This window comes from uncultured Desulfovibrio sp., from assembly GCF_902477725.1.
Taxonomy (GTDB): domain Bacteria; phylum Desulfobacterota; class Desulfovibrionia; order Desulfovibrionales; family Desulfovibrionaceae; genus Desulfovibrio.
This window is the reverse complement of record NZ_CABSIF010000002.1, coordinates 84,875-104,968: the sequence shown is the minus strand read 5'-3', so window position 1 is coordinate 104,968 and position 20,094 is coordinate 84,875. Positions and strand designations below refer to the sequence as shown.

Below are 20,094 nucleotides of genomic sequence, written 5' to 3'. Positions count from 1 at the left end.
TCCAACGCAAATTTTATGCAAATTTTATGCCGCTACATACTGCGTTTCTTGAGCTTTTCAATAAGCGTTGTCCGCTTGATGCCCAAAAGCTCGGCGGCCTGATTTTTCACGCCCTCTGCCTTGGTCAGGGCTTCATCAATAAGGCGGCTTTCCACAGCATCAAGAAAATCTTTGAGGTTCTGCCCCTGAGCCGTCAAAACGCCCAAGTTGGGCCACACGAAAGCTCCGTTGGCTGCAACGGGCATTGCGGCTTCAGCCTGCGGCACTGGGGCGGGTGCCTGCTCCACACCGTTATCAGCGATGGGTTCGGCGAGAAGCTCCGCCTCGGGCTCGCACGCAGGGGCATCCTCCACCACCGGGGGCAGCAGCGACACATCACCCACCTGAGCCAGAATCTTGCGCGGCAGATCATCCATGCACACCGTATTGGCATCCACAAGGATGCTCAGGCGCTCCATGAAGTTTTCAAGCTCGCGCACGTTGCCGGGCCAATTGTAGGCCGCCAGGATACGCTGCGTTGTTTCATCAAGCAGCATGGGATCGCGCGCTTTTTTGGTGCAGAAATGGTTGAGAAAATAGCGCGCAAGCAGCAGCACATCGTTGCCGCGCTGGCGCAGCGGAGGCAAATGCAGGGGAATGACGTTCAGACGATAGTACAGATCCTCGCGGAAGCGCCCGGCGGCAACTTCCACCTCAAGATCGCGGTTGGTGGCGGCCACAATGCGCACATCCACCTTTTTGCAGCCGGTGCCGCCCACGCGCTCGATTTCCTTTTCTTGCAGCACACGCAGAATCTTGACCTGAAGGCTCAACTCCATTTCGCCGATTTCATCCAGAAAGATGGTGCCGCCGTCAGCCATTTCAAAACGGCCTTGCCGCGAACGGATGGCGTGCGTAAAGGCGCCCTTTTCGTGACCGAAAAGTTCGCTTTCAAGCAACTCTTTAGGGATGGCCCCGCAGTTGATGGGTACAAAGGGCTTGTCAGCCCTGCGGCTGTTGGCGTGAAGCGCGCGAACCAGCAATTCCTTGCCAGTTCCCGATTCACCAGTTACAAGCACAGTGCTGTCCGTGGGCGCAACCTTGCCGAGAACCTTGAAGACTTCGGCGAGGCTGGTGCTCTGGCCGATAATGCCGCTGGTATTCAACTCCATGTGTGCATTCTCCGCGTGCATATCCTTTCCTGTGTCAATACACTGACACGCATTGGATTACCAGTAAAAATGCGCCTATTCTACTGCATTTACCCTCAGCTATGCCGCATTTAGCCATGACCGATTCGCCGATACGCATTGCCGCCCCCTCAAGTACCCTTGCCCGCTGCCCGGCCCTGCCACAGTGCCCACTCGACGCTTCGCGCGCAGAAGTTCTGGAATCTCTGGCTCAGGGCCGCAATCTGGTGCTCAGCGCCCTGCCCGGAGCGGGCAAGAGCAGTCGTGTTCCCCTCTGGCTTATGGGGCAGCCCTGGCTTGAAAGCCGCCGTATTCTTCTGCTTGAACCACGGCGCGTGGCGGCCCGCGCGCTGGCACGCTACATGGCGGCCCTGCGGGGTGAGCAACCGGGCGGCACGGTGGGCTACCGCATGCGTGACGAAAGCCGCGTCAGCAGCCGCACCTGCGTGGAGGTTGTCACCGAGGGCGTGCTCACGCGTATGTTGCAGGATGATCCCGAGCTGCCGGATATAGCCTGTGTGATTTTTGACGAATTTCATGAGCGCTCGCTCACTGCCGATACCGGGGTTGCCCTCTGCCTTGAGAGCCAGGCTGCATTGCGCCCCGACCTGCGGCTGATCGTCATGTCCGCCACGCTGGATGTGCAGGCCGTTGCAACACTCATGGGAGGCTGCCCTTTTGTTGTGTGCGAAGGCAAGACCTTTCCCGTGCAGATGCGGCACCTGCCGCCCAAAATCCGCGCGGGGCAGATTGTGGGCGGCGGCCCTCTGTCTGCTGCCGGGGCAGGGCCACTGCTGTGGCGGCACATGGCTGATGTCATTTTGCATCTGCTGCGTACGGAACAGGGCAGTCTGCTGGCTTTTTTGCCCGGCGCGGGCGAAATCCGCCATCTTGCCAGCCTGCTTGAGGGCGCATTACCTGCGGATGTGGCCCTGTGCCCGCTCTATGGCAATCTTAGCGCCAGAGAACAGGATGCGGCCATTGCGCCAGCTCCGCGGGGGCAACGCAAGGTGGTGCTTGCCACGTCCATTGCCGAAACCTCGCTGACCATTGAGGGTGTGAGGCTCGTGGTGGACAGCGGCCTTGCGCGCCTGACGCGCTTTGACCCGGCCTGCGGCCTCACTCGCCTTGTGACTGAGCGCGTGTCGCTGGCGGGCGCTACCCAGCGGGCCGGACGTGCAGGACGCATTGAATCTGGCATCTGTTGCCGCCTTTGGGCAAAAGAGCAGGAAAACGGCATGCGCCCGCACATCCGCGCTGAAATTCTTGATGCAGACCTCACCGGGCTCGCCTTGCAACTGGCGGTTTGGGGCGTGACCGATCCGGCCTCGCTCGCATGGCTCGACACGCCGCCCCCCGCCCATCTGGCTGTCGCCAGACAGAACCTTCTGGCATTGGGCGCGGTGGATGCCCAGATGCGGCCAACGGCTTTGGGCCGCAGCATGGCCGCATTGCCCCTTGCGCCGCGCACGGCGCGCCTGCTGCTGTGGGGGCGAGACAAATCCCTTGCCGCATTGGCAGCCTGTATCTCCGCCCTGCTGGAGGAACGTGACCCTCTGGCCTTTACCACTGGCAAAAGCAAGGGCGGCATGCCTGCCACGGGCGCGGGATGCGATGTGCTGCGCCGCCTCGACTGGCTGTGCCGCGATGGCGTTGCGGGCAAGAATACGGATGCCGCCCGTGAGCGTGTGCGCCGCCTTGCGCAACGGCTCATACGTCAGATTGATCGGCATGAGGAGAAAGGTTCCCGGCCTGCGGCACAGGGGCAATCCAACAAAACGGGCAACATTTTTTCCGCAGCTCTCGCTCAGGCCGCAAGCCTTGGGCAACTGCTGGCGGTGGCGTGGCCGGAACAGGTCGCCATGCGGCAGACAGACGGTCAGCCACAGAACAGCGGCAAGGGGAATTTTGCGGGAGGGGTGACCCCCATGACGCCCTATCTCCTGCGCAGCGGAAGGGCCGCCCAGATAGCCAGCGATGATCCCTTGGCGCGGCTGCCCTTTCTGGCCATTGCAGAAGTTGACGGCGCAGCGCCGCGCGGGCGCATCCGCCTTGCCGCCGCCCTTTCGCCCGAGGATCTTGCAGCGCTTTCCAGCGCAGACATTTGCAACGAAGACAAGCTCACTGTTTCGGATGCCGGGCTGGTCAGCGCCCGGCGGCAGCGAGTGCTGGGATCTCTTGTTCTGGAAGATGCCCCCCTGCCCCGGCCTCTACCCGATCAATGCGCGGCTGCCCTGTGCGCCCATGTGCAGAACAAGGGGCTGGAATGTCTGCCGTGGGATGATGCCGCAAAGCAGTGGTGCGCGCGGGTAAGCCTGCTGCGCGAGCTGGAGGGCGAGGCGTGGCCCGATGTTTCTGATGCCGCGCTGCTGGCGACTCTCAATGACTGGCTTGCACCAGCCTTGCAGCAGGCGCTCGAAAGGTCAGCCGGGCAAGGCAAACAGGGGCGCGCCAATTCGCTGGCGGCGCTCGGGCCGGAGCAATTGCTGGATGCCCTGCGCCGTCTGCTGCCGGGGAATCTTCACCGGATACTTGAACGGCAAGCCCCCACGGAATGGCAGGTACCGTCAGGGGCCATGCGCCCCATTGTGTATGGTGAAGACGGAGGCCCCTGGCTGGCCGCCAAGTTGCAGGAATTATTCGGCTGCGTGGACACGCCGCGCATAGCTGATGGGCGCGTAGCTCTGGTGCTGCGCCTCAATTCGCCCGCAGGCCGCCCCTTGCAGGTCACGCGCGATCTGGCCCATTTTTGGCGCAACGGCTACCCCGCAGTGCGCGCAGAAATGCGTGGCCGCTACCCCAAGCATCCCTGGCCGGAAGACCCGGTTAACGCCGTGGCCACGGTTCTGACCAAGAAGCGGCTTGCCGAGCGGCAAAAAAGCTGACGCGCCCGCAAAACTTTCATCGCAACAAGCCCTCTGTTGTTGCGCCCGGTCGCAATGCCAAGCGCCTAAAAAACACCGCGCCCTGTCAACTGCCGCACAAATTCGCGCGCGCGTTGCTCACTGTAGTATTCCTGCTTCTGTTGCACAAAACCCACATGCCCGCCATGCGGGGCAACCTCCAGATGCAGGTGCGCGCTCTGCTCCGCCGTCCGCCACGGATAGCACGAAGGCGCACAAAAAGGGTCGTCCGCTGCCATAAGCAGCAGGGTCGGCACGTTTATGCAGGGCAGGTCGGGCAAAACCGTGTTCTTTTCCCAATAATCTTTGGCTGATGCAAAACCAAAGGCAGGCGCGGTAAAACGCTCGTCAAACTCAGCAAAAGTGTGGATTTTTTCCACGCCTTCAACGGAAGGATAGGAAGGAAAGCGCTCGGCCTTTTCGCGCACTTTTCTACGTAGGGTTCGCAAAAAATAGCTCATGTAAATACGGCAGGCAGGGCCATCCATGATCGGTGCAGCGGCGGAAAGATCGCACGGCACAGACACGACTACAGCTGCCCGCACCAGCGGCGAAACCGGCCCCCGGCCCAGATAACGGCAAATCTGGTTGCCACCCATGCTGAAGCCAGCCAACAGCAGGGGGCGGTCAAATTGCTCGGCAAAGCGCGATACAGTTCCCAGATCTTCAATCTCGCCCATGTGATACAGGCGCGCAGTGCGGTTACTCTCGCCCGAGCAGGAGCGCATGTTCCAGGCCAGCACGTCAAAGCCTTCGGCCCGCAGGGCATTGGACATGCCCAGTACATACTTGCGGCGGCTGTTGCCCTCCAGCCCGTGCGAAATAACAGCTATGCCCCTGCCCTGCCCAAAAGGGCGCTCCGCCCTGTCTTTTCCGAGTGAGGGATGCTGATCCACATCAAGAAAGTCGCCATCGGGCGTTTCTAGGCGCACCCGGCGCACAGAGGGCGACACTTGCGGCTTTTCACGAAAGAGCACGGGCCACATGGTGTTGGCGTGACCGTTGCGCACAAACCACGGCGCAACGTAGGATGAAGCAAGAACTGGCATGGCAATCCCGGTAAAAAATGGCGGCGAAGCCGCGCTGGTAGATTCAGACAATGGCGGTTTGACGGCACACAGGGCTTGGCAGCCGCCAAAGCCTCGTATACCTTCGCCGCATGCACAACAAAGCTCCCCAAAATAGCGCCACGCGCAAAATTCTGTCAAATCCGGCACGTCAGGCCTTTACCCAGCAAACACCCGTCCCCAAGGCCGAACCCGCTGCGCCTGCGGCACCTTCTGAAAATGCGTTGCCAGGCACCCCCGCGGACAGGGATTCTGCGCAACCCTCGCCACCAAAAAGAAGGAACACACAGTCAGTGCAAGGCGGCGGGACACGCTGCCCGGATGTGGCCGATGTGCTGATTCTGGGCGCTGGGGCTGCGGGGCTTATGTGCGCCCGCGAGGCGGCGTCAAAAGGCCTGAGCGTTGTATTACTTGAGCGTGGGTCTGTGCCCGGGCGCAAACTGGCCGTGAGCGGCGGCGGCAAGGCAAACTTTACCAACCGTGCAGTCAGCCCCAAGGACTACCGCTGTGACGGAAGCAGAGGCAATGCATTTTGCGCCCCAGCCCTCAAGGGCTTTACGCCGGAGCACATGCTGCGCCTTGTGCAGGAATGGAACCTGCCCTTTGAGGAGCGCACCCACGGACAGCTTTTTCTGACTGTTTCCGCGCAGCGGCTGGTCAGGGAGCTGACGGATGATTGCCGCAAACACGGCTGCATTATTGCCTGCGGCACCACAGTAACAGCGGTAGAGGCGCAGGGGGATGGCTTTTCTGTGCAGACCGAGGGCGGCTTGTGGCGCGGCAAGGCTCTGGTGCTGGCGCTGGGCAGCCCGGCATGGCCGCAGGCTGGGGGCAGCGGCGCCGGCTATCGGCTGGCGGAAGAACTCGGGCACAGCATTGTTGTGCCACGCGCAGTGCTCACGCCCCTGCGCCTTAATTCGGGTTCGCCCCTGCTCGGCCTGACGGGCATCAGCCTGCCTGTGGGCGTTACGCTTGCGCAACACCACTGGGAGGACGATCTGCTCTTTACCCACGAGGGACTCAGCGGGCCAGCAGCCCTCAAAGCATCCCTCTATTGGGCTGAATGTGCTGCAATCACGCTGAATTTTTTGCCGGAGCAGGATGTTGCCGCGCTTATGAATGCGCCGCAGGCTGGCAAACAGACCCCGCGCGCGCTACTGGCACGGCTTCTGCCCCAAAGGCTTGTGGACGCCCTTTTGCCGGAGGAAACCGCAAGACGCAAGGTGGCGGAACTTCCGCGCGCGGCCCGCGTGGCGATTGTGGAAGCTGTGCAACGGCACGCGATGACGCCGCAAGCCACAGCGGGACTCAAAAAGGCAGAGGCCTGCTCCGGCGGTGTAAATACCGACGAAGTAGACCCCAAGACCATGCGCAGCCTGCTGCAAAAAAATCTGTTTGTGGTGGGCGAACTGCTGGACGTTACAGGCCTGCTGGGCGGCTACAATCTGCATTGGGCGTGGGCCAGCGGCATGGCGGCTGCCAGAGAACTGACCCGCAGCACTGCCGCTCAGGCAGTTGCGCCCGTCACGGATTAAACGGCTGGTAGCCCGTTGGCATGCATGATGGGGATAACGCTAGATGCGGTTGCAGTAGACGTTTTCCAGAAAATGCTCCATGGCTTCGTCCGCCTGACGGATGTAGTCCTGGAGCGGAAACTGGGCCTTGCAGGCCGGGCAGTGCATATAGACCTCGTGGCAGGTGCGGGCGATATGCAGGGGCGCGCCGCAGGTCGGGCATACAAGCGTAGTCTTGACATCACGGGGTGCAAAAAAAGCCATGGCGATTCTTTGTGTTAGAAGTATTGTTTGAAGTACTGGCCGGGCTGAGGCTGGTGCCGTAAGACTGCTTTTATCCCCCAGCAGGGCCATTGGTCATGAAACTTGGGCAAGCCGCAGACGCCCGCAAAATCCGGTGGCGTAGCGTAGCTTATCCTTAGAGCATTTGCCCCATATTTTTGTCAACATGGGCCAGATGCAGCAAACCCCCAGCCGCCATGAAGGACAGGCTATAAAAAATGCCCGCAAATGCCCGGTTCCGTAGGATCAAATTTGTTATTGCGTCCGCCGTCCGCTCATGCCATAGACGTACAGCCATATTGTTGTAGATGTGGCATAACCAGAAGAAACGGATACGAACATGAAAAAGCTCCTTATGGCTGCCGTGGCCCTTTCGCTGATGACCGCTCCCTGCCTCTTCAGCACTGAAGCCAACGCCGCTAACACCGCTCCGGCAACTGTTGCAAGTGGAACCAATGCACCCAAAGCCAGCAAGGCCAGCAAGGCGAAGGCTCCCGCCAAAGCAAAAAAAGTTTCTGCCAAGGCTCCCGCCAAGGCAAAGAAATCTCCTGCAAAGAAAAAGACGCAGGCAATCTAATTCTTGCTGTCAAAAAGGCCGGTTAAACCGGCCTTTTACAGTTTAGATTAATGCGTTATTGAGTGCGTAATCAGCTAATAGCAGAATAATGCACGAACAGGAATGTAAAAATACCACCTAATGCGGAGCAGTTCAGTCTGTTTTTATCGTTTGGCAATCATTTTTGAAGCCAATGCAGATAATACTTGACGATTTTTTTGCTTAACAGTACTGTTCGCCCTTATTCATAGGGTGCAGTATTTCTTTTTGCCAGAGACTTTGCGTGGGTAAGGCTTCAAGCGGAAAGTTTACCCACCTCAACAACGGAGTCGTTATGGCTGTTTCCATTTATGTCGGCAATCTGCCTTTTTCCGCCACCCAGGAAGGCATTGAAGCCCTGTTCGCCCCCTACGGCGAAGCCCTTTCCGTCAAGCTCATCATGGATCGCGAAACTGGCCGCCCCCGTGGTTTCGGTTTTGTTGAAATGGACGAAGCCGACGCCCACAAGGCCATTGAAGCCCTGAACGGCGTTGACTTTGGCGGCCGCACCCTGCGCATCAATCAGGCCGAAGAACGTCGCCCCGCGCCCCGCCGCTGGTAGACCACAAATTTCCTTGAAAAAAGGCCGCTGCTCACGCAGCGGCCTTTTTTTGTAGCCATAAACTGTTTTAATCTTTCTTGCCCTCACTCGCGCCCGACGTTTTCTGCTTTTTGCTCTCTTGCCCAACCACAGCGCCTGGCTCAGAAGCGTTGAACTGGCATGCGCCAATACAACGGATGCCGCCGCAGTGCGGACAGGAATTGCGCCGCTGCGGCAAAAACATGCACCGCAAAATTGTCAAAATATGCTTGATCGCCATGCACCCACCAGGAGCATCCTTTTGTAGTGAAAGCTGCGCGGGTTAATCCATACGCTGCGAAAATCCGTACCCTGGCATCACGAGGTGTTGACTCCACAGGCCAGCCGCGCCGGAAAAAACAAACGTAGAGTTGCCAGCCTGATCAGCGGCACCCTTGCCGTGGACAGGCCCTAATTATTCGGCTGGAGCTAGATGGTAATAAGCTTTTCGTCATCCTTGAGGATTTTCGTAAACGCCTCCCCAATGTAAAAGACTTCATCAACACCTTCCAGCTTTTCTAGTTGCTCAAAGAGGCCGAGATTTTCAGCGCACTTTCTGCATGCTGAAACATGCCCGCCAGCATCATGAAATTTTTCAAGGAGACCCTGCAACTTCACGTCTTCACAAATCAATTTGACCGTTGCCCCCCAAAGAATCAGATGCACTTCTTCCCACCAGCCTTTCAGGAGGGAGTTTGTGGCATACATAAAGACCATATTCTCAGCAGTGACGGGATTATCGTTAACCCACAAGATATGTAGACATTTTTTGCTCATGGATCTACCTCATCGGTCAAAGAGTTAGGCAAGCCGTGCAGCAGAGCCCTTACAAGGATAAACAGATACCTGTCAGTGCCCGTTAGCCATGGCAAGCGCACAGATGCACACCAGCATATCTTCGTAACGCACAAAAAACAGCCCAATATTTTGCCAGATATGAAAAGAAAATTCTGTGCCCGCGACATGGACAGCAAAAGTTGATGCATGTTCGCAGCGTTTCCAGACACCGCTCTGACTAGCGGCCATGCGCAAAGTTACGCTTTAGCTAACATCCAGATGTCTTGTTCATGGGCATACAATGCCGATCACGCAGTGCAAGGGCGCTGCTATTATCACCAATTCTCAGACTTCTTTATCAAATACTGTTGGAATGCAGCACTAGTCCAGTCTATTTTGAAGGTGAACGGAATCCAGTGGACAGCTTCCCAACAAAAAAGTCCGTGAAACCTAGGTCTCACGGACTATAGCGGACATTTACGCCCAGCTCTGGGAGGCCCCCAATGGGCCTCCCGGCGGGCATTTCAGGGCCGAAGAGGCAAGCCCTGAAAATCATGGGCCTTCATGGCAGAAAGGCATTCTGCCAAGTCGCTCAGGCAACAACCGTATTAGTCGGCCTGAGTGCGGATGAAGGTAGGAATTTCAAAATCATCCTCATCATAGGTGAAGTCTTCGTGGCCGGGGTTATGCGCACGGCGGCGCGGCTGGCCTACAACTTCACGCTTGAGCAGATAGGGAGGACGATTACTGTTTTCATCGTACCAGCGCTCCACCTCGGTGCGGCGAGGAGACTGCGGCAAACGCGACTCGGCGCGTTCCTGCTCGTCCATCATGCTCTGCTGGGCCGCGCGGGAATTCATGCGGCGCGGTTCGGCAACCACGGCGTCAGGGCCGGGCTTGCGGAAGTTGGTGACAGTGGCCGCAGGAGCCTGCACGGGCTGAATAACCTGAGGAGAGTCAATGCCGGTGGCAATAACGGTAAGACGGATTTCGTCGCCGATATTGTCGTCAAACACAACACCAAAGATGATGTTGGCTTCTTCAGGCGTGGCATCGCCGATGATGTCGCCGATTTCGGCAATTTCCTCGGCAGTGATGTCTGTGGGGGCGGTGATGTTGTACAGAACCGCCTTGGCGCCCTCAAGCGAAACATCTTCAAGCAGCGGGCTCATGATGGCGCGCTGGGCGGCCTCGCGGGCGCGGTTTTCACCAGAGGCGATGCCCGTGCCCATCAGGGCCATACCGGCTTCGGCCATGGTGGTGCGCACGTCTGCAAAGTCGAGATTGATGAGGCCTTCACCCACAATGACGTCAGAAATACCCTTGACGGCGTAGTACAGCACATCATTGGCCTTCTGAAGCATTTCGGAGAAAGGAGCCTTCTTGGGGGCAAAGGCAAGCAGACGGTCATTGGGGATGGTGATCAGGCAGTCCACATGCTGCTTGAACTCTTCAAGCCCGGCTTCCGCCGCGCGCTTGCGCTTGGCACCTTCAAAACTGAAGGGCTTGGTCACAACACCCACGGTGAGGACGCCCATTTCCTTGGCAGCCTGAGCAACCACAGGAGCAGCGCCGGTACCGGTGCCGCCGCCCATGCCAGCGGTAACAAAAACCATATCGGCATCGCCGATGGCTTCACGAATACTGCCAACGCTTTCCACCGCCGCCTCGCGGCCAATGGCGGGGTTGGCGCCAGCGCCAAGGCCCTTGGTGAGTTTTTCACCAAGCTGCACCTTAACGGAGGCACCGTTCTTGTTCAGCGCCTGCACATCGGTGTTGGCGCAAACAAACTGCACTCCGCGCAGGCCAGAGGCAATCATGTTCTGCACTGCGTTACCGCCGCCACCACCTACGCCAATAACTTTGATCTTGGCATTGCTGGCCAACGAGGTATCGATATCATCAACGATAGACTGAGCCATTACACCTCTCCTCTGTGCTATCCTCAAAATGCCCGCTTGAGGTTGTTATGAAATGTCCGCAAACCACTTTTTCATTCGCGAAAGCACTCCGTCAAAAACGCCGCTTTCACTACGTGTGGTAAATTTTTTCTGGCCGGAAAGTTCTTTTTCCGCGCCGTAACGCAACAGTCCGACCGCTGTGGAAAACTTGGGGCTGTTGACCACGTCTTTCAGGCCCCCGATGTTGCGCGGGTAGCCAATGCGCGTGGGCAGATTGAAAATCTGTTCGCCCAGTTCCTGGCAGCCTTCAATCAGCGCCGTGCCGCCCGTGAGCACAACACCTGCGCCGATCATGTCCTTGTAGCCGGAGCGCACGAGGGTCTGATCCACAAGGTAAAGAATTTCTTCCATGCGGGGTTCGCATATTTCGGCCAGCACCTGACGCGAAAGCCTGCGTGGTTCGCGCCCCCCCACACTGGGAACTTCAATAAACTCATCGTTGCGCACAAGGTCGGCAAGGGCGCAACCATACTTGAGCTTGATTTTTTCGGCAGAGGCGATGGGAGTACGCAGACCAAAGGCAATGTCGTTGGAAAGGTTCTGCCCGCCGAGCGCCAGAACAGCCGTGTGCTTGATGGCATCATTGGCAAAAACGGCGATATCAGTGGTGCCGCCGCCCAAATCAACAAGAGCCACGCCGATTTCGCGTTCTTCTTCGGTCAGCACAGCTTTGGCCGATGCCAGCGACTCAAGGGCAATATCGGCAACTTCAAGCTGGCTGCGGTGGCACGAGCGCACAATGTTCTGGGCTGAAGAAACAGCGCCCGTAACAATGTGCACCTTCACTTCAAGGCGTACGCCAGCCATGCCAAGCGGGTCGGCAATGCCGCGCTGGTTATCAACAATGTATTCCTGAGGCAGAATATGGATGACCTCTCGGTCGGCAGGAATGGCCACAGCCCTGGCGGCGTCAAGTGCGCGCTCAATGTCGCGCTGCGCAACTTCGCCGCCCTTGACGGCAATCACGCCGTGGCTGTTGATGCCCATGATGTGGCTGCCTGCAATCCCCACGTACACCGAGTGGATTTCGCAGCCCGCCATGAGTTCCGCATCTTCCACGGCCTTGCGGATGGACTGGACGGTCTGCTCAATGTTGACCACCACGCCCTTGCGCAAACCAGTGGAAACACTGGTGCCGATGCCCACCACATCTACAAGACCCGACTCCGACAACTCGCCCACCACAGCGCATATCTTTGTGGTGCCGATGTCGAGGCCAACGATGAGCTCGGACTTATTCATGCCATTCTCCTCAAAACGCCTGTCTCCGGGTCGCTACGGCATGCCATTCTGGCGCATGCCGCAAGTTTCTTACGCTGGCTGGTTAAGTAAAACCCAAACATTGCCGTTAACAGATCGAATCTCGCGAACATTGCGCAGTTCGTGTCTGCGGGCCAGATCGCCCAGGGTCAGACTCAACCGGGAAAGATTGCCCTCCCAATCGTCAGTTGCGATGGAAAGCCGCATCTCCCTGTCTTCAAGATAAATTTCAATGCCCTTGCCGGGGCTCACGCTGACGGACGAAACCGCCCCCGCCTCTATAGGCAGCAAACCACTTTGCATACCCTTCATCAGGCGCGTCAGGTACGGCATGGCGTCTTCTGCCCCCTGATCAACACGCAAGGTGGGCAGCGAAAGAAAATTCTTGCTCTCAACCGGCGCTATAATTTCGCCAAGCTCGTTGGCGTAATACAGCACCCCGTCCTTATGCACCCAAAAAGAAGGCAATCGCTCTTTCAGACGTATAACAAACCTGTCCGGCAGAAGGCGCTTAACAGAGACTTCTTCAACCCAGGGTGTCTTGCGCAGGTTTCTTTCAACCTTTGCAATGCTGACCGCAAGGCTGTTGTCGCCCTCGCGTATGCCGCCGTATTGCAGCACCATGTCGTGCGAGAGACGCACATTGCCGGTCACGTCAACATGACGGGTGGTGAAAAAGTCGCTGGTTATGGCCTTGTTGTAGAGCCAGAGCGATGAATAACACACACCCGCAAGAATCAGCCCCAGGCAGGCCAGCAGCAGAGTCAGCGCGGCAAGGCTTTTCAACCCGCTGAAGCCCTTGAGCTTCTTGAAAATCCCCGCGATAACCCCACCCGCACGTATTTTTGATCCGCCGCCGCTTTTCTTTACCGGGGCAGATGCTCGTGTGTAGGAGTTACGGGCTTTACGTCCGCTTTTTTTCAGGGCAAGGGGCATGGCACTATCCTGACCTCCGGCTCAAGCTCAATGCCAAACCGTTGCCGCACAGCTTGCCGGGCCTCTTGCAACAAGGCCAAGGCCGCTGTGGCGCTGCCCTTGCCTTCATTAATCAAAAAATTTGCATGCAGGGTTGAAAAGGCCATTCCCCCAAGCTGTCTGCCCTTGAAACCAGCTTCGTCAAGAAGCCTCCCGGCAGACATTTCCGGCGTGGGGTTTTTGAATACGCACCCCGCGCTCCAGGCCGTCACAGGTTGTTTAGACTTTTTCTTAAAAAAGTTGTGACGCATGCAATTACAGATGCCATCCCTTTCCGCAACGGTCAAGCCAAATGTGGCTTCCAAGACGATAAAATCATTCTTTTTCCCGTTAATTTTGAGAGTACGATAGCCGTATTGCAGTGCATTTCCGTTGATGCACTCAATGGTGTTATCTGCAAACACCTGAATGTTATAAATATTTCTACACGTTTCCGCACCATGGGAGCCTGCATTCATGGCAACAGCCCCGCCCACGCTGCCGGGTATTCCCACCAGCCCCTCAAGGCCGGAAAGCCCGTTTACGGCGCAAAAACGCAGCAGCCGCGCCATAGGAACGCCAGCTCCCGCACGAACCAGAACCTTGCCCTCGTGCTCGCCCACAATGATCGGGCCGTCATTGAAAAACGGGCGAATCAGAACCAGCGGCAATTCGCCGTCCTGCGCAAGAATATTGCTGCCCGCACCCAGTACCAAAGGTGTGCCGCCAAGGGCCTTGAGTTTATCTGGCAATAGATAAAGGTCTTCACTCCGCTCGAGTATTATTTCCGCAATGGCGGTACCCCCCACTCTCAGCGTGGTGCGGGGGGCAAGAAAAGGAGCGGGCATCTCACGCATGGTCTTGTCCCTCCAGCCACGCAGGGCCAAGGCGGGTGATGCTGCCAGCGCCCAGGGTCAACAGCACATCGCCCTCGCACAGCACATTGGGCAGGGCTGCGGCAAGGTCATTCAGGGTCTGATAGTATTCCACCGGCGTGGTGGAAACCTGACGGATGCCCTGAGCGAGACTCTGGCCCGAAACGCCAGGGATGGGCTTTTCAGACGCGGCGTAAATTTCGGTGAGAAGCAGCTGATCAACATTGTCAAAAACCTTGCAGAATTCGCCAAAATGGGCCTGCGTGCGGCTGAATCGGTGCGGCTGAAAAGCCGCCACTATGCGCCGACCAGGAAAGACCTGCCGCGCCGTTGCAAGAGTAGCCGCAATTTCCGCCGGGTGATGACCGTAATCGTCAACCACGGTCACACCGCCCTTCTCGCCTTTGAATTCAAAGCGCCGCCCCACGCCGCCAAAACCGTTCAGGCCCTCGGCGCATTTTTCAAAGCTGATGTCCACTTCCATAGCCGCGCCAATGGCGGCCAGAGCGTTGAGCATATTGTGGCGGCCCGGCTGCGGCAGGCTGACCTGACCGAGCTTGACGCCATTGCGCCACACTTCAAAGTTGTTGCGCACGCCGCACTCAAGCGGTACGGCGCGCAGCACGTTGTCCTCCGCAAAGCCGTAGGTAAGCACAGGGCGTTTCACACGGGCAAGCAGGGCGCGCACGCCGGGGTCGTCGCCGCAGACAATGTTCAGGCCATAAAAGGGTACGTTGTTCATGAACTGCACAAAGGCGTCATCAATGCCCTGCCGGGTTTTGTAGTGATCCAGATGGTCTTCGTCCACGTTGGTCACAACATTGATGATGGGCAGAAGGCACAGAAAGGAGCCGTCAGACTCGTCGGCTTCGGCTATCAGATATTCTCCGTGGCCAAGATGCGCGTTGGTGCCATAAGCGTTGAGCCTGCCGCCAATAATAACTGTAGGATCAAGCTCCGCAGTATCAAAGATAGATGCAGTAAGTGATGTTGTAGTAGTCTTGCCATGCGTACCGGCAATGGCAATGCCCTGCCGCAAACGCATCAGTTCAGCCAGCATTTCGGCACGGGGGATTATGGCAATATTGCGACGGCGGGCTTCAATAAGCTCTGGATTTTCATCGTTGATGGCGGTGGACTTTACCAGTACCTGAACATCGCCCACGTTTTCCGCTGCATGGCCCACGGCAACGTGCGCGCCAAGGTCGCGCAAATGACGCACAACGGCAGAATCACTCATGTCAGAGCCGGAAACTTCGTAGCCCTGATTGAGAAGAACCTCGGCAATGCCGCTCATACCCGCGCCGCCAATGCCCACCATATGAATACGCCGAATCTTGCTGTTCATGCTCTACCTTTAAAGAAAGTCTAGATAATTTAAAGGGTTGAATTCACCCAAGGATAGTTGGATGCTGGAGCCCTGTTTACGCTGTTTGTTCCAGAACGGCGACCACGCGCGCTGCCGCGTCAGGCCGGGCAGCGGCAAGCGCGGCTGCGGCCATGGGTTCGCGTTCGCCGGGCATGGTCAGGAGCCGCAGCAGAATGTCAGACATTCCCTGCACGGCCATGCGTCCTTCAGGCACCAGCACGGCAGCGCCGCTGCGAGTCAGCACTTCGGCGTTGCGGGTCTGGTGATCATGAATGGCATAGGGAAAAGGCACAAGAACCGAGGGCAGGCCTGCGGCGCAAAGCTCCGCCACAGTGCTGGCCCCGGCGCGGCACAGGGCCACGTCGGCCCAGGCATAGGCCCCGGCCATGTCGTCAATAAAAGCGGAAACACATTCGGGGGCATACCCCGCCGCCACATAGGCCGCGCGCACACTGCCCTCATCGGTTATGCCGGTTTGGTGGCGAATTTCCACCCCGGCACCGCGAAATTCCGCCAGATTCTCAAGCATAAAGGCATTGAGCGCATGCGCGCCCTGCGAACCGCCCATGACCAGCAGACGGCGCGTCTGCCGGTGGCGATCCACCTGCCCCACCGCGCTTACAGCCGCCCGCACAGGGTTGCCCGTAAACACGCATTTTTTCATATCAAAGCCGCTTGTATTGGGCAGAGAAATGCACACGCGCCGTGCAAGCCGTGCCAGAAAACGGTTGCTGGCACCGGCTATGGCGTTCTGCTCGTGCAGCACGCCGGGCACGCCAAGAATACGTGCGGCCAGCATGGGCGCAAATGCGGCATACCCGCCGAATCCAGCCACAACATCGGGCTTGAAACGGCGCAGAATGCCCACGGCCTTGCCCACGGCAAGAGCCATCTGCGCGCCTGCGCCCACAGCCTTGAAGCCGCGCCCCAAAAGGCCGCGCACAGGCAGCCCCTCAAAGGGAATGCCCGCCTGACGCATCAACCGTTCTTCCGGCCCGTAGAGCGAGCCCACAAACAGCAAGTTGGCGTTGGGATTGCGACGCCGCAATTCCTCTGCCACAGACAATGCCGGAAAGATATGCCCGCCCGTGCCGCCGGTCGTCAGGATGATGTTGTCCATGTGTCCGCCGTCCTTGAAAAGTTCATGAGCAGGCCCACGCACAGCATGGTGGCCAAAAGGTTACTGCCGCCGTAACTCATGAGGGGCATGGGCACGCCCTTGGGCGGCGCAACCCCCATGACCACGGCCAGATTCATGACCGAACCCATTGCAAGAATGGTGGTAATGCCAAATGCGGTAAAGCGGTCGCGCAGATTGCGCTGCCCCATGATGATTTTGTAGCAGCGCCAAAAAAGCAGCGCAAACAGAATCATCACCGCGCTTACGCCCACAAAGCCCATTTCTTCGGCAAGCACGGCCATAATAAAGTCGTTGTGCGCTTCAGGCAGATAAAACATCTTCTGCTTGCTTGCGCCAACGCCTACGCCAAAGAAGCTGCCCGAACCAATGGCCAGCAGTGACTGCACAAGCTGGTAGCCCGTGTTGTGCGCATCCTGAAAAGGATCAAGAAAGGCCAGCAGACGGCGCAGACGATAGGGCGAAGAAATGGCCAGCGCCATAGCGCCGCCGCATGCGAGCGCCACCGAAAAGAACAGATAGACAAAGCGGGTGCCGCCCGCCACGCACATGAAAAACAGAATACTTGCCAGAACGACGGCGCTGCCGAAGTCAGGCTGCAAAAGCAGTAAAAAGCAGAACAGCCCCGTAACGGCAAAGGGAGGAATGACGCCCCGGCTGAACGTCTTGATAAGCTCCTGCTTGGAACTCATGAAATACGCAAGGTACAGCGCCAGCGCAATTTTGACGAACTCCATGGGCTGAATGGAGATAAAACCCAGCGGGATCCAGCGTTTTGCACCGTTGATGGCAGGGGTAAGGGGCGAGAGCGTCACCAGCAGCAGGAGCAGCGCAAGAAAGAGCGCCGGATACTGCATGCGGTACAGCCAGTGCCTTGGCAGGAGGGCGGCGCTCCACAGCGCAACGCCGCCGCAAAGGGCAAAAATGACCTGACGCTTGAAGAAAAAGTATTTGTCGCCGTTGACCTGCTCCGCCACGATGCCGCTGGCCGAAAGCACCATCACAAGACCAATGGAAAGGATAATCAGCATGATGGTGAAAAGCCACCAGTCAAAGGGCGCGAACGGCCCTTCTTCCGTGGCCCTCGCCATGGCGCTGTTTACCTTGGGCGCTTTTTCCTTACCGCTGAAGATGTTCTTCATGACAGCTTACCCACAATCTGTTTGAAGTCTTCACCGCGCTGTTCATAATTTTTGTACAGGTCATAGCTGGAGGTGGCGGGTGCAAGCAGCACCACGTCGCCGCTTTTGGCATTTGCCGAGGCAAAACGCACTGCCGGTTCCATTGTTTCGTGCCAGCTTATGGGCACGATTCCCTGCCAGGCCTTTTCAAAGTGCTCACGGCTGGCCCCAAAAAGTACAACTTCCTGCACTTTGGCGCGCAGCAGATCTACAAGCCCGGCCAGATCGCCGCCCTTAAACTTGCCGCCGCAGAGCAGCCGCACAGGGCGGTCAAAAGCCTCCAGCGCCACCTGAAGGGCGGAAACCGTGGTGCATTTGGAATCATTGACGTACAGCACGCCGCCAAGCTCGCGCACACGCTCAAGACGGTGCGGCAAAGGCTGAAAGCGCTCAACGGCCTTGGTCGCGCTGGCTTCCGTCACGCCAAAAAGGCGGCAGGCCTGCCACGCGGCTTCTTCATTAATACGGTTGTGCGCGCCCATGAGGCAGCTTGTGGGAAAACGGTCAGTGGCCTTTACAAAAACCTTGCGGGCCTTGAGGCGGTGAGCGTCAGCCAGCGCTTGCAGGTCTTCGCCCAGTACAGCCAGATCGCCTTCGTCCTGACAGCGGAAGAGGCGGAACTTGGCCTCGGTGTATTCCGCCATGTCCTTATGGTAATCAAGATGGTTGGGTGTGATGTTGAGCAGGATACCCGCGCGCGGACAAAAAGTGGTGCAGGCCTGCAACTGGAAGCTGGAGATCTCAAGCACAAGCACATCGGCTTTTTTGCCGCCGAGAACATATTCCGAAAGCGGTGTTCCGATGTTGCCGCCCAAAAACACGGAATAGCCCTGCTCGTGCAGCATGGCGGCAGCCAGAGAGGCCGTGGTGGTTTTACCGCTGGTGCCGGTTATGGCCAGCACTGGCTCGTCATCAAGGTAACGCCAGGCCAGTTCCATTTCGGCCAGAATTTCAGAAACCTGCGTGTCCACCAGCCCTGCAAGCCTGGCTACAGGCATGCCAGGGCTGGGCACCACAAAGGCCGCGCCTGCAAACTGCGCCGCAGAATGCTCGCCCAGCTGCACGTCAATGCCAAGGGCCGCAAGTTCAGCGGAGAGCACTTCCCTTCCGGCCAGCGCCTTGAGGTTGCTGTCCAGTAGCCGAACCCTCGCCCCGGCGCGCCGCAGCAGCCGAGCGGCGGCAAGGCCTGAACGGCCCGCGCCCACAACAACTGCCAGTTCGCCGGGTTCAATACGTCTGCCGCGATTTTTCTCCAGTGCCATATCCCCTCTCCTCAGCGCAGCTTCAGAACAGAAAGCGCCACAAGGCCCAACAGGATGGAAGTTATCCAGAACCGGATGATGATCTTGGATTCAGGCACGCCCTTGAGCTCAAAATGATGGTGCAAGGGTGCCATGCGGAAAATACGTTTGCCGCCAGTCCAGCGGAAGTAGCCGACCTGTAGAATGACCGAAAGCGTTTCGGCCACAAAAAGGCCGCCCACCACTGAAAGAACAAGTTCCTGCTTGCACAGCAGGGCCAGATAGCCCAGCACGCCGCCAAGCGAAAGCGAACCCACATCGCCCATGAATACCTGGGCTGGATAGGCGTTGAACCACAAAAAACCAAGGCCCGCGCCCACAAGCGCCGCGCAGAACACTGTGACCTCGCCCACGCCGGGCATGTAGGGCAGCAGCAGATATCCGGCAAAGCGGGCGTTGCCCGTGATATAGATGAAGATGGAAAAAACAAGGCAAGCCACAATGGAAGGCCCGATGGCAAGACCGTCCAGTCCATCCGTCAGATTGACGGCGTTGGAAGAGGCCACCATGACAAACACGCCAAAGGGCAGATAAAACCAGCCCAGATCAAAGGTAACTTCTTTCAGAAAAGGAATGGTCAGCTTGCTGCTGTAATCGGGATTGATATAGAGCAGTACCATTGCCGCGCAGGCAACGACAAGTTGCCCCGCCATTTTGGACCTGCCGGAAATCCCCTTGTTTTTGTGGTGACGCAACTTGGTGATGTCGTCCCAGAAGCCAACGGCTCCGAAACCTGCAAAAACAAGAAAAGCCTGCCAGATATAGGGATTTGTCAAATCAGACCACAACAGCAGGCTAACGGTGAGCGCAAACAGCATGAGCAGACCGCCCATGGTGGGGGTGCCGGCCTTGCAGGCGTGGGCGGCAACGTCTTCATGAATATACTGGCCGCATTTGAGGCTGCGGAGCCAGCCGATAAAACGGGGACCAATGAGAATAGAAAGCACAAGAGCAGTGATGAGCGCAGCCAACGAGCGGAAGCTAATGTACCGAAAAACGTTGAATACCGTCCATTCGGACGCAAGGGGGACAAAAAGATTATAGAACATGCAGCGTAATCCGTTCTTTTGGTCGTGTGCAGACCGTTATGCCCGTTCTTTAAAGCAGTTAAACCATGAAATCTGGCTTAAGCGGAATAATCCGCCAACGCCCGTTTCAAGTATGCAAC

General features: G+C 57.9%; 17 protein-coding genes. 4 read left to right on the top strand and 13 right to left on the bottom strand.

All coding sequences use genetic code 11. The features are described 5' to 3' along the window. Positions 1–32: 32 nt before the first annotated feature. Entirely contained in the window at positions 33–1,151 is a 1,119-nt protein-coding gene (locus tag RDK48_RS01935) for a sigma-54-dependent Fis family transcriptional regulator (protein WP_298994481.1), read from the bottom strand. A gap of 116 nt (positions 1,152–1,267) precedes the next feature. Here RDK48_RS01935 and hrpB point away from each other — a divergent pair, with 116 nt between their 5' ends. Further along, a complete protein-coding gene (gene hrpB / locus RDK48_RS01930) occupies positions 1,268–4,054 on the top strand; it encodes an ATP-dependent helicase HrpB (RefSeq protein WP_298994401.1) in 2,787 nt (928 codons plus the stop codon). A gap of 65 nt (positions 4,055–4,119) precedes the next feature. Here the strand turns inward: hrpB and RDK48_RS01925 are convergent, their stop codons facing one another. Then, positions 4,120–5,121 carry a YheT family hydrolase gene (locus tag RDK48_RS01925; protein WP_298994406.1) on the bottom strand — a complete coding sequence of 334 codons (1,002 nt, stop codon included), beginning with the start codon at positions 5,119–5,121 and terminating at the stop codon, positions 4,120–4,122. A 311-nt stretch (positions 5,122–5,432) separates the two neighbouring features. On the opposite strand from RDK48_RS01925, the gene RDK48_RS01920 reads away from it, so the two are divergent. Continuing rightward, positions 5,433–6,674 (top strand): aminoacetone oxidase family FAD-binding enzyme, encoded by a 1,242-nt coding sequence (locus RDK48_RS01920; RefSeq protein WP_298994409.1) that lies wholly within the window; start codon positions 5,433–5,435, stop codon positions 6,672–6,674. Between the two features lie 39 nt (positions 6,675–6,713). On the opposite strand, the gene RDK48_RS01915 is transcribed toward RDK48_RS01920, so the two are convergent. Beyond that, on the bottom strand, positions 6,714–6,917 hold the full coding sequence (locus RDK48_RS01915) for a dual CXXC motif small (seleno)protein (RefSeq protein WP_298994412.1): 204 nt from the start codon (positions 6,915–6,917) through the stop codon (positions 6,714–6,716). A gap of 358 nt (positions 6,918–7,275) precedes the next feature. On the opposite strand from RDK48_RS01915, the gene RDK48_RS01910 reads away from it, so the two are divergent. Together RDK48_RS01910 and RDK48_RS01905 are read left to right on the top strand one after the other, a co-directional pair. Beyond that, complete coding sequence (locus RDK48_RS01910) at positions 7,276–7,512, top strand: hypothetical protein (protein ID WP_298994415.1); 237 nt, start codon at positions 7,276–7,278, stop codon at positions 7,510–7,512. Between the two features lie 313 nt (positions 7,513–7,825). Next, positions 7,826–8,092 carry an RNA-binding protein gene (locus tag RDK48_RS01905; RefSeq protein ID WP_022659337.1) on the top strand — a complete coding sequence of 89 codons (267 nt, stop codon included), beginning with the start codon at positions 7,826–7,828 and terminating at the stop codon, positions 8,090–8,092. Positions 8,093–8,539: 447 nt separating this feature from the next. On the opposite strand, the gene RDK48_RS01900 is transcribed toward RDK48_RS01905, so the two are convergent. From RDK48_RS01900 to mraY, 10 genes are all read right to left on the bottom strand, one after another. Next, entirely contained in the window at positions 8,540–8,887 is a 348-nt protein-coding gene (locus tag RDK48_RS01900; RefSeq protein ID WP_298994418.1) for a DsrE family protein, read from the bottom strand. A 608-nt stretch (positions 8,888–9,495) separates the two neighbouring features. Then, complete coding sequence (gene ftsZ, locus RDK48_RS01895) at positions 9,496–10,809, bottom strand: cell division protein FtsZ (RefSeq protein WP_022659334.1); 1,314 nt, start codon at positions 10,807–10,809, stop codon at positions 9,496–9,498. Between the two features lie 45 nt (positions 10,810–10,854). Then, a complete protein-coding gene (ftsA, locus tag RDK48_RS01890) occupies positions 10,855–12,090 on the bottom strand; it encodes a cell division protein FtsA (protein ID WP_022659333.1) in 1,236 nt (411 codons plus the stop codon). Between the two features lie 69 nt (positions 12,091–12,159). Then, positions 12,160–13,044 carry a cell division protein FtsQ/DivIB gene (locus RDK48_RS01885; protein ID WP_298994427.1) on the bottom strand — a complete coding sequence of 295 codons (885 nt, stop codon included), beginning with the start codon at positions 13,042–13,044 and terminating at the stop codon, positions 12,160–12,162. Further along, positions 13,029–13,919, bottom strand: a complete 891-nt coding sequence (gene murB, locus RDK48_RS01880; RefSeq protein WP_298994430.1) for a UDP-N-acetylmuramate dehydrogenase — start codon at positions 13,917–13,919, stop codon at positions 13,029–13,031. Before murB ends, RDK48_RS01885 begins: the two co-directional genes overlap by 16 nt. After that, entirely contained in the window at positions 13,912–15,285 is a 1,374-nt protein-coding gene (gene murC, locus RDK48_RS01875; RefSeq protein WP_298994435.1) for a UDP-N-acetylmuramate--L-alanine ligase, read from the bottom strand. Before murC ends, murB begins: the two co-directional genes overlap by 8 nt. A gap of 76 nt (positions 15,286–15,361) precedes the next feature. Beyond that, positions 15,362–16,426 carry an undecaprenyldiphospho-muramoylpentapeptide beta-N-acetylglucosaminyltransferase gene (gene murG / locus RDK48_RS01870; protein ID WP_298994438.1) on the bottom strand — a complete coding sequence of 355 codons (1,065 nt, stop codon included), beginning with the start codon at positions 16,424–16,426 and terminating at the stop codon, positions 15,362–15,364. Next, entirely contained in the window at positions 16,408–17,586 is a 1,179-nt protein-coding gene (ftsW, locus tag RDK48_RS01865; protein ID WP_298994442.1) for a putative lipid II flippase FtsW, read from the bottom strand. The genes murG and ftsW overlap by 19 nt, the downstream gene beginning before the upstream one ends. After that, complete coding sequence (gene murD / locus RDK48_RS01860) at positions 17,583–18,887, bottom strand: UDP-N-acetylmuramoyl-L-alanine--D-glutamate ligase (protein WP_298994445.1); 1,305 nt, start codon at positions 18,885–18,887, stop codon at positions 17,583–17,585. The genes ftsW and murD overlap by 4 nt, the downstream gene beginning before the upstream one ends. Before the next feature lie 11 nt (positions 18,888–18,898). Further along, complete coding sequence (gene mraY, locus RDK48_RS01855) at positions 18,899–19,975, bottom strand: phospho-N-acetylmuramoyl-pentapeptide-transferase (RefSeq protein WP_298994448.1); 1,077 nt, start codon at positions 19,973–19,975, stop codon at positions 18,899–18,901. Between the last annotated feature and the right edge of the window lie 119 nt (positions 19,976–20,094).

Bases quoted from the DNA above. Each gene is read 5' to 3' on its own strand.
- RDK48_RS01935 (WP_298994481.1), bottom strand. From the start codon at position 1,151: ATGGAGTTGAATACCAGCGGCATTATCGGCCAGAGCACCAGCCTCGCC.
- hrpB (WP_298994401.1), top strand. From the start codon at position 1,268: ATGACCGATTCGCCGATACGCATTGCCGCCCCCTCAAGTACCCTTGCC.
- RDK48_RS01925 (WP_298994406.1), bottom strand. From the start codon at position 5,121: ATGCCAGTTCTTGCTTCATCCTACGTTGCGCCGTGGTTTGTGCGCAAC.
- RDK48_RS01915 (WP_298994412.1), bottom strand. From the start codon at position 6,917: ATGGCTTTTTTTGCACCCCGTGATGTCAAGACTACGCTTGTATGCCCG.
- RDK48_RS01910 (WP_298994415.1), top strand. From the start codon at position 7,276: ATGAAAAAGCTCCTTATGGCTGCCGTGGCCCTTTCGCTGATGACCGCT.
- RDK48_RS01905 (WP_022659337.1), top strand. From the start codon at position 7,826: ATGGCTGTTTCCATTTATGTCGGCAATCTGCCTTTTTCCGCCACCCAG.
- RDK48_RS01900 (WP_298994418.1), bottom strand. From the start codon at position 8,887: ATGAGCAAAAAATGTCTACATATCTTGTGGGTTAACGATAATCCCGTC.
- ftsZ (WP_022659334.1), bottom strand. From the start codon at position 10,809: ATGGCTCAGTCTATCGTTGATGATATCGATACCTCGTTGGCCAGCAAT.
- ftsA (WP_022659333.1), bottom strand. From the start codon at position 12,090: ATGAATAAGTCCGAGCTCATCGTTGGCCTCGACATCGGCACCACAAAG.
- RDK48_RS01885 (WP_298994427.1), bottom strand. From the start codon at position 13,044: ATGCCCCTTGCCCTGAAAAAAAGCGGACGTAAAGCCCGTAACTCCTAC.
- murB (WP_298994430.1), bottom strand. From the start codon at position 13,919: ATGCGTGAGATGCCCGCTCCTTTTCTTGCCCCCCGCACCACGCTGAGA.
- murC (WP_298994435.1), bottom strand. From the start codon at position 15,285: ATGAACAGCAAGATTCGGCGTATTCATATGGTGGGCATTGGCGGCGCG.
- murG (WP_298994438.1), bottom strand. From the start codon at position 16,426: ATGGACAACATCATCCTGACGACCGGCGGCACGGGCGGGCATATCTTT.
- ftsW (WP_298994442.1), bottom strand. From the start codon at position 17,586: ATGAAGAACATCTTCAGCGGTAAGGAAAAAGCGCCCAAGGTAAACAGC.
- murD (WP_298994445.1), bottom strand. From the start codon at position 18,887: ATGGCACTGGAGAAAAATCGCGGCAGACGTATTGAACCCGGCGAACTG.
- mraY (WP_298994448.1), bottom strand. From the start codon at position 19,975: ATGTTCTATAATCTTTTTGTCCCCCTTGCGTCCGAATGGACGGTATTC.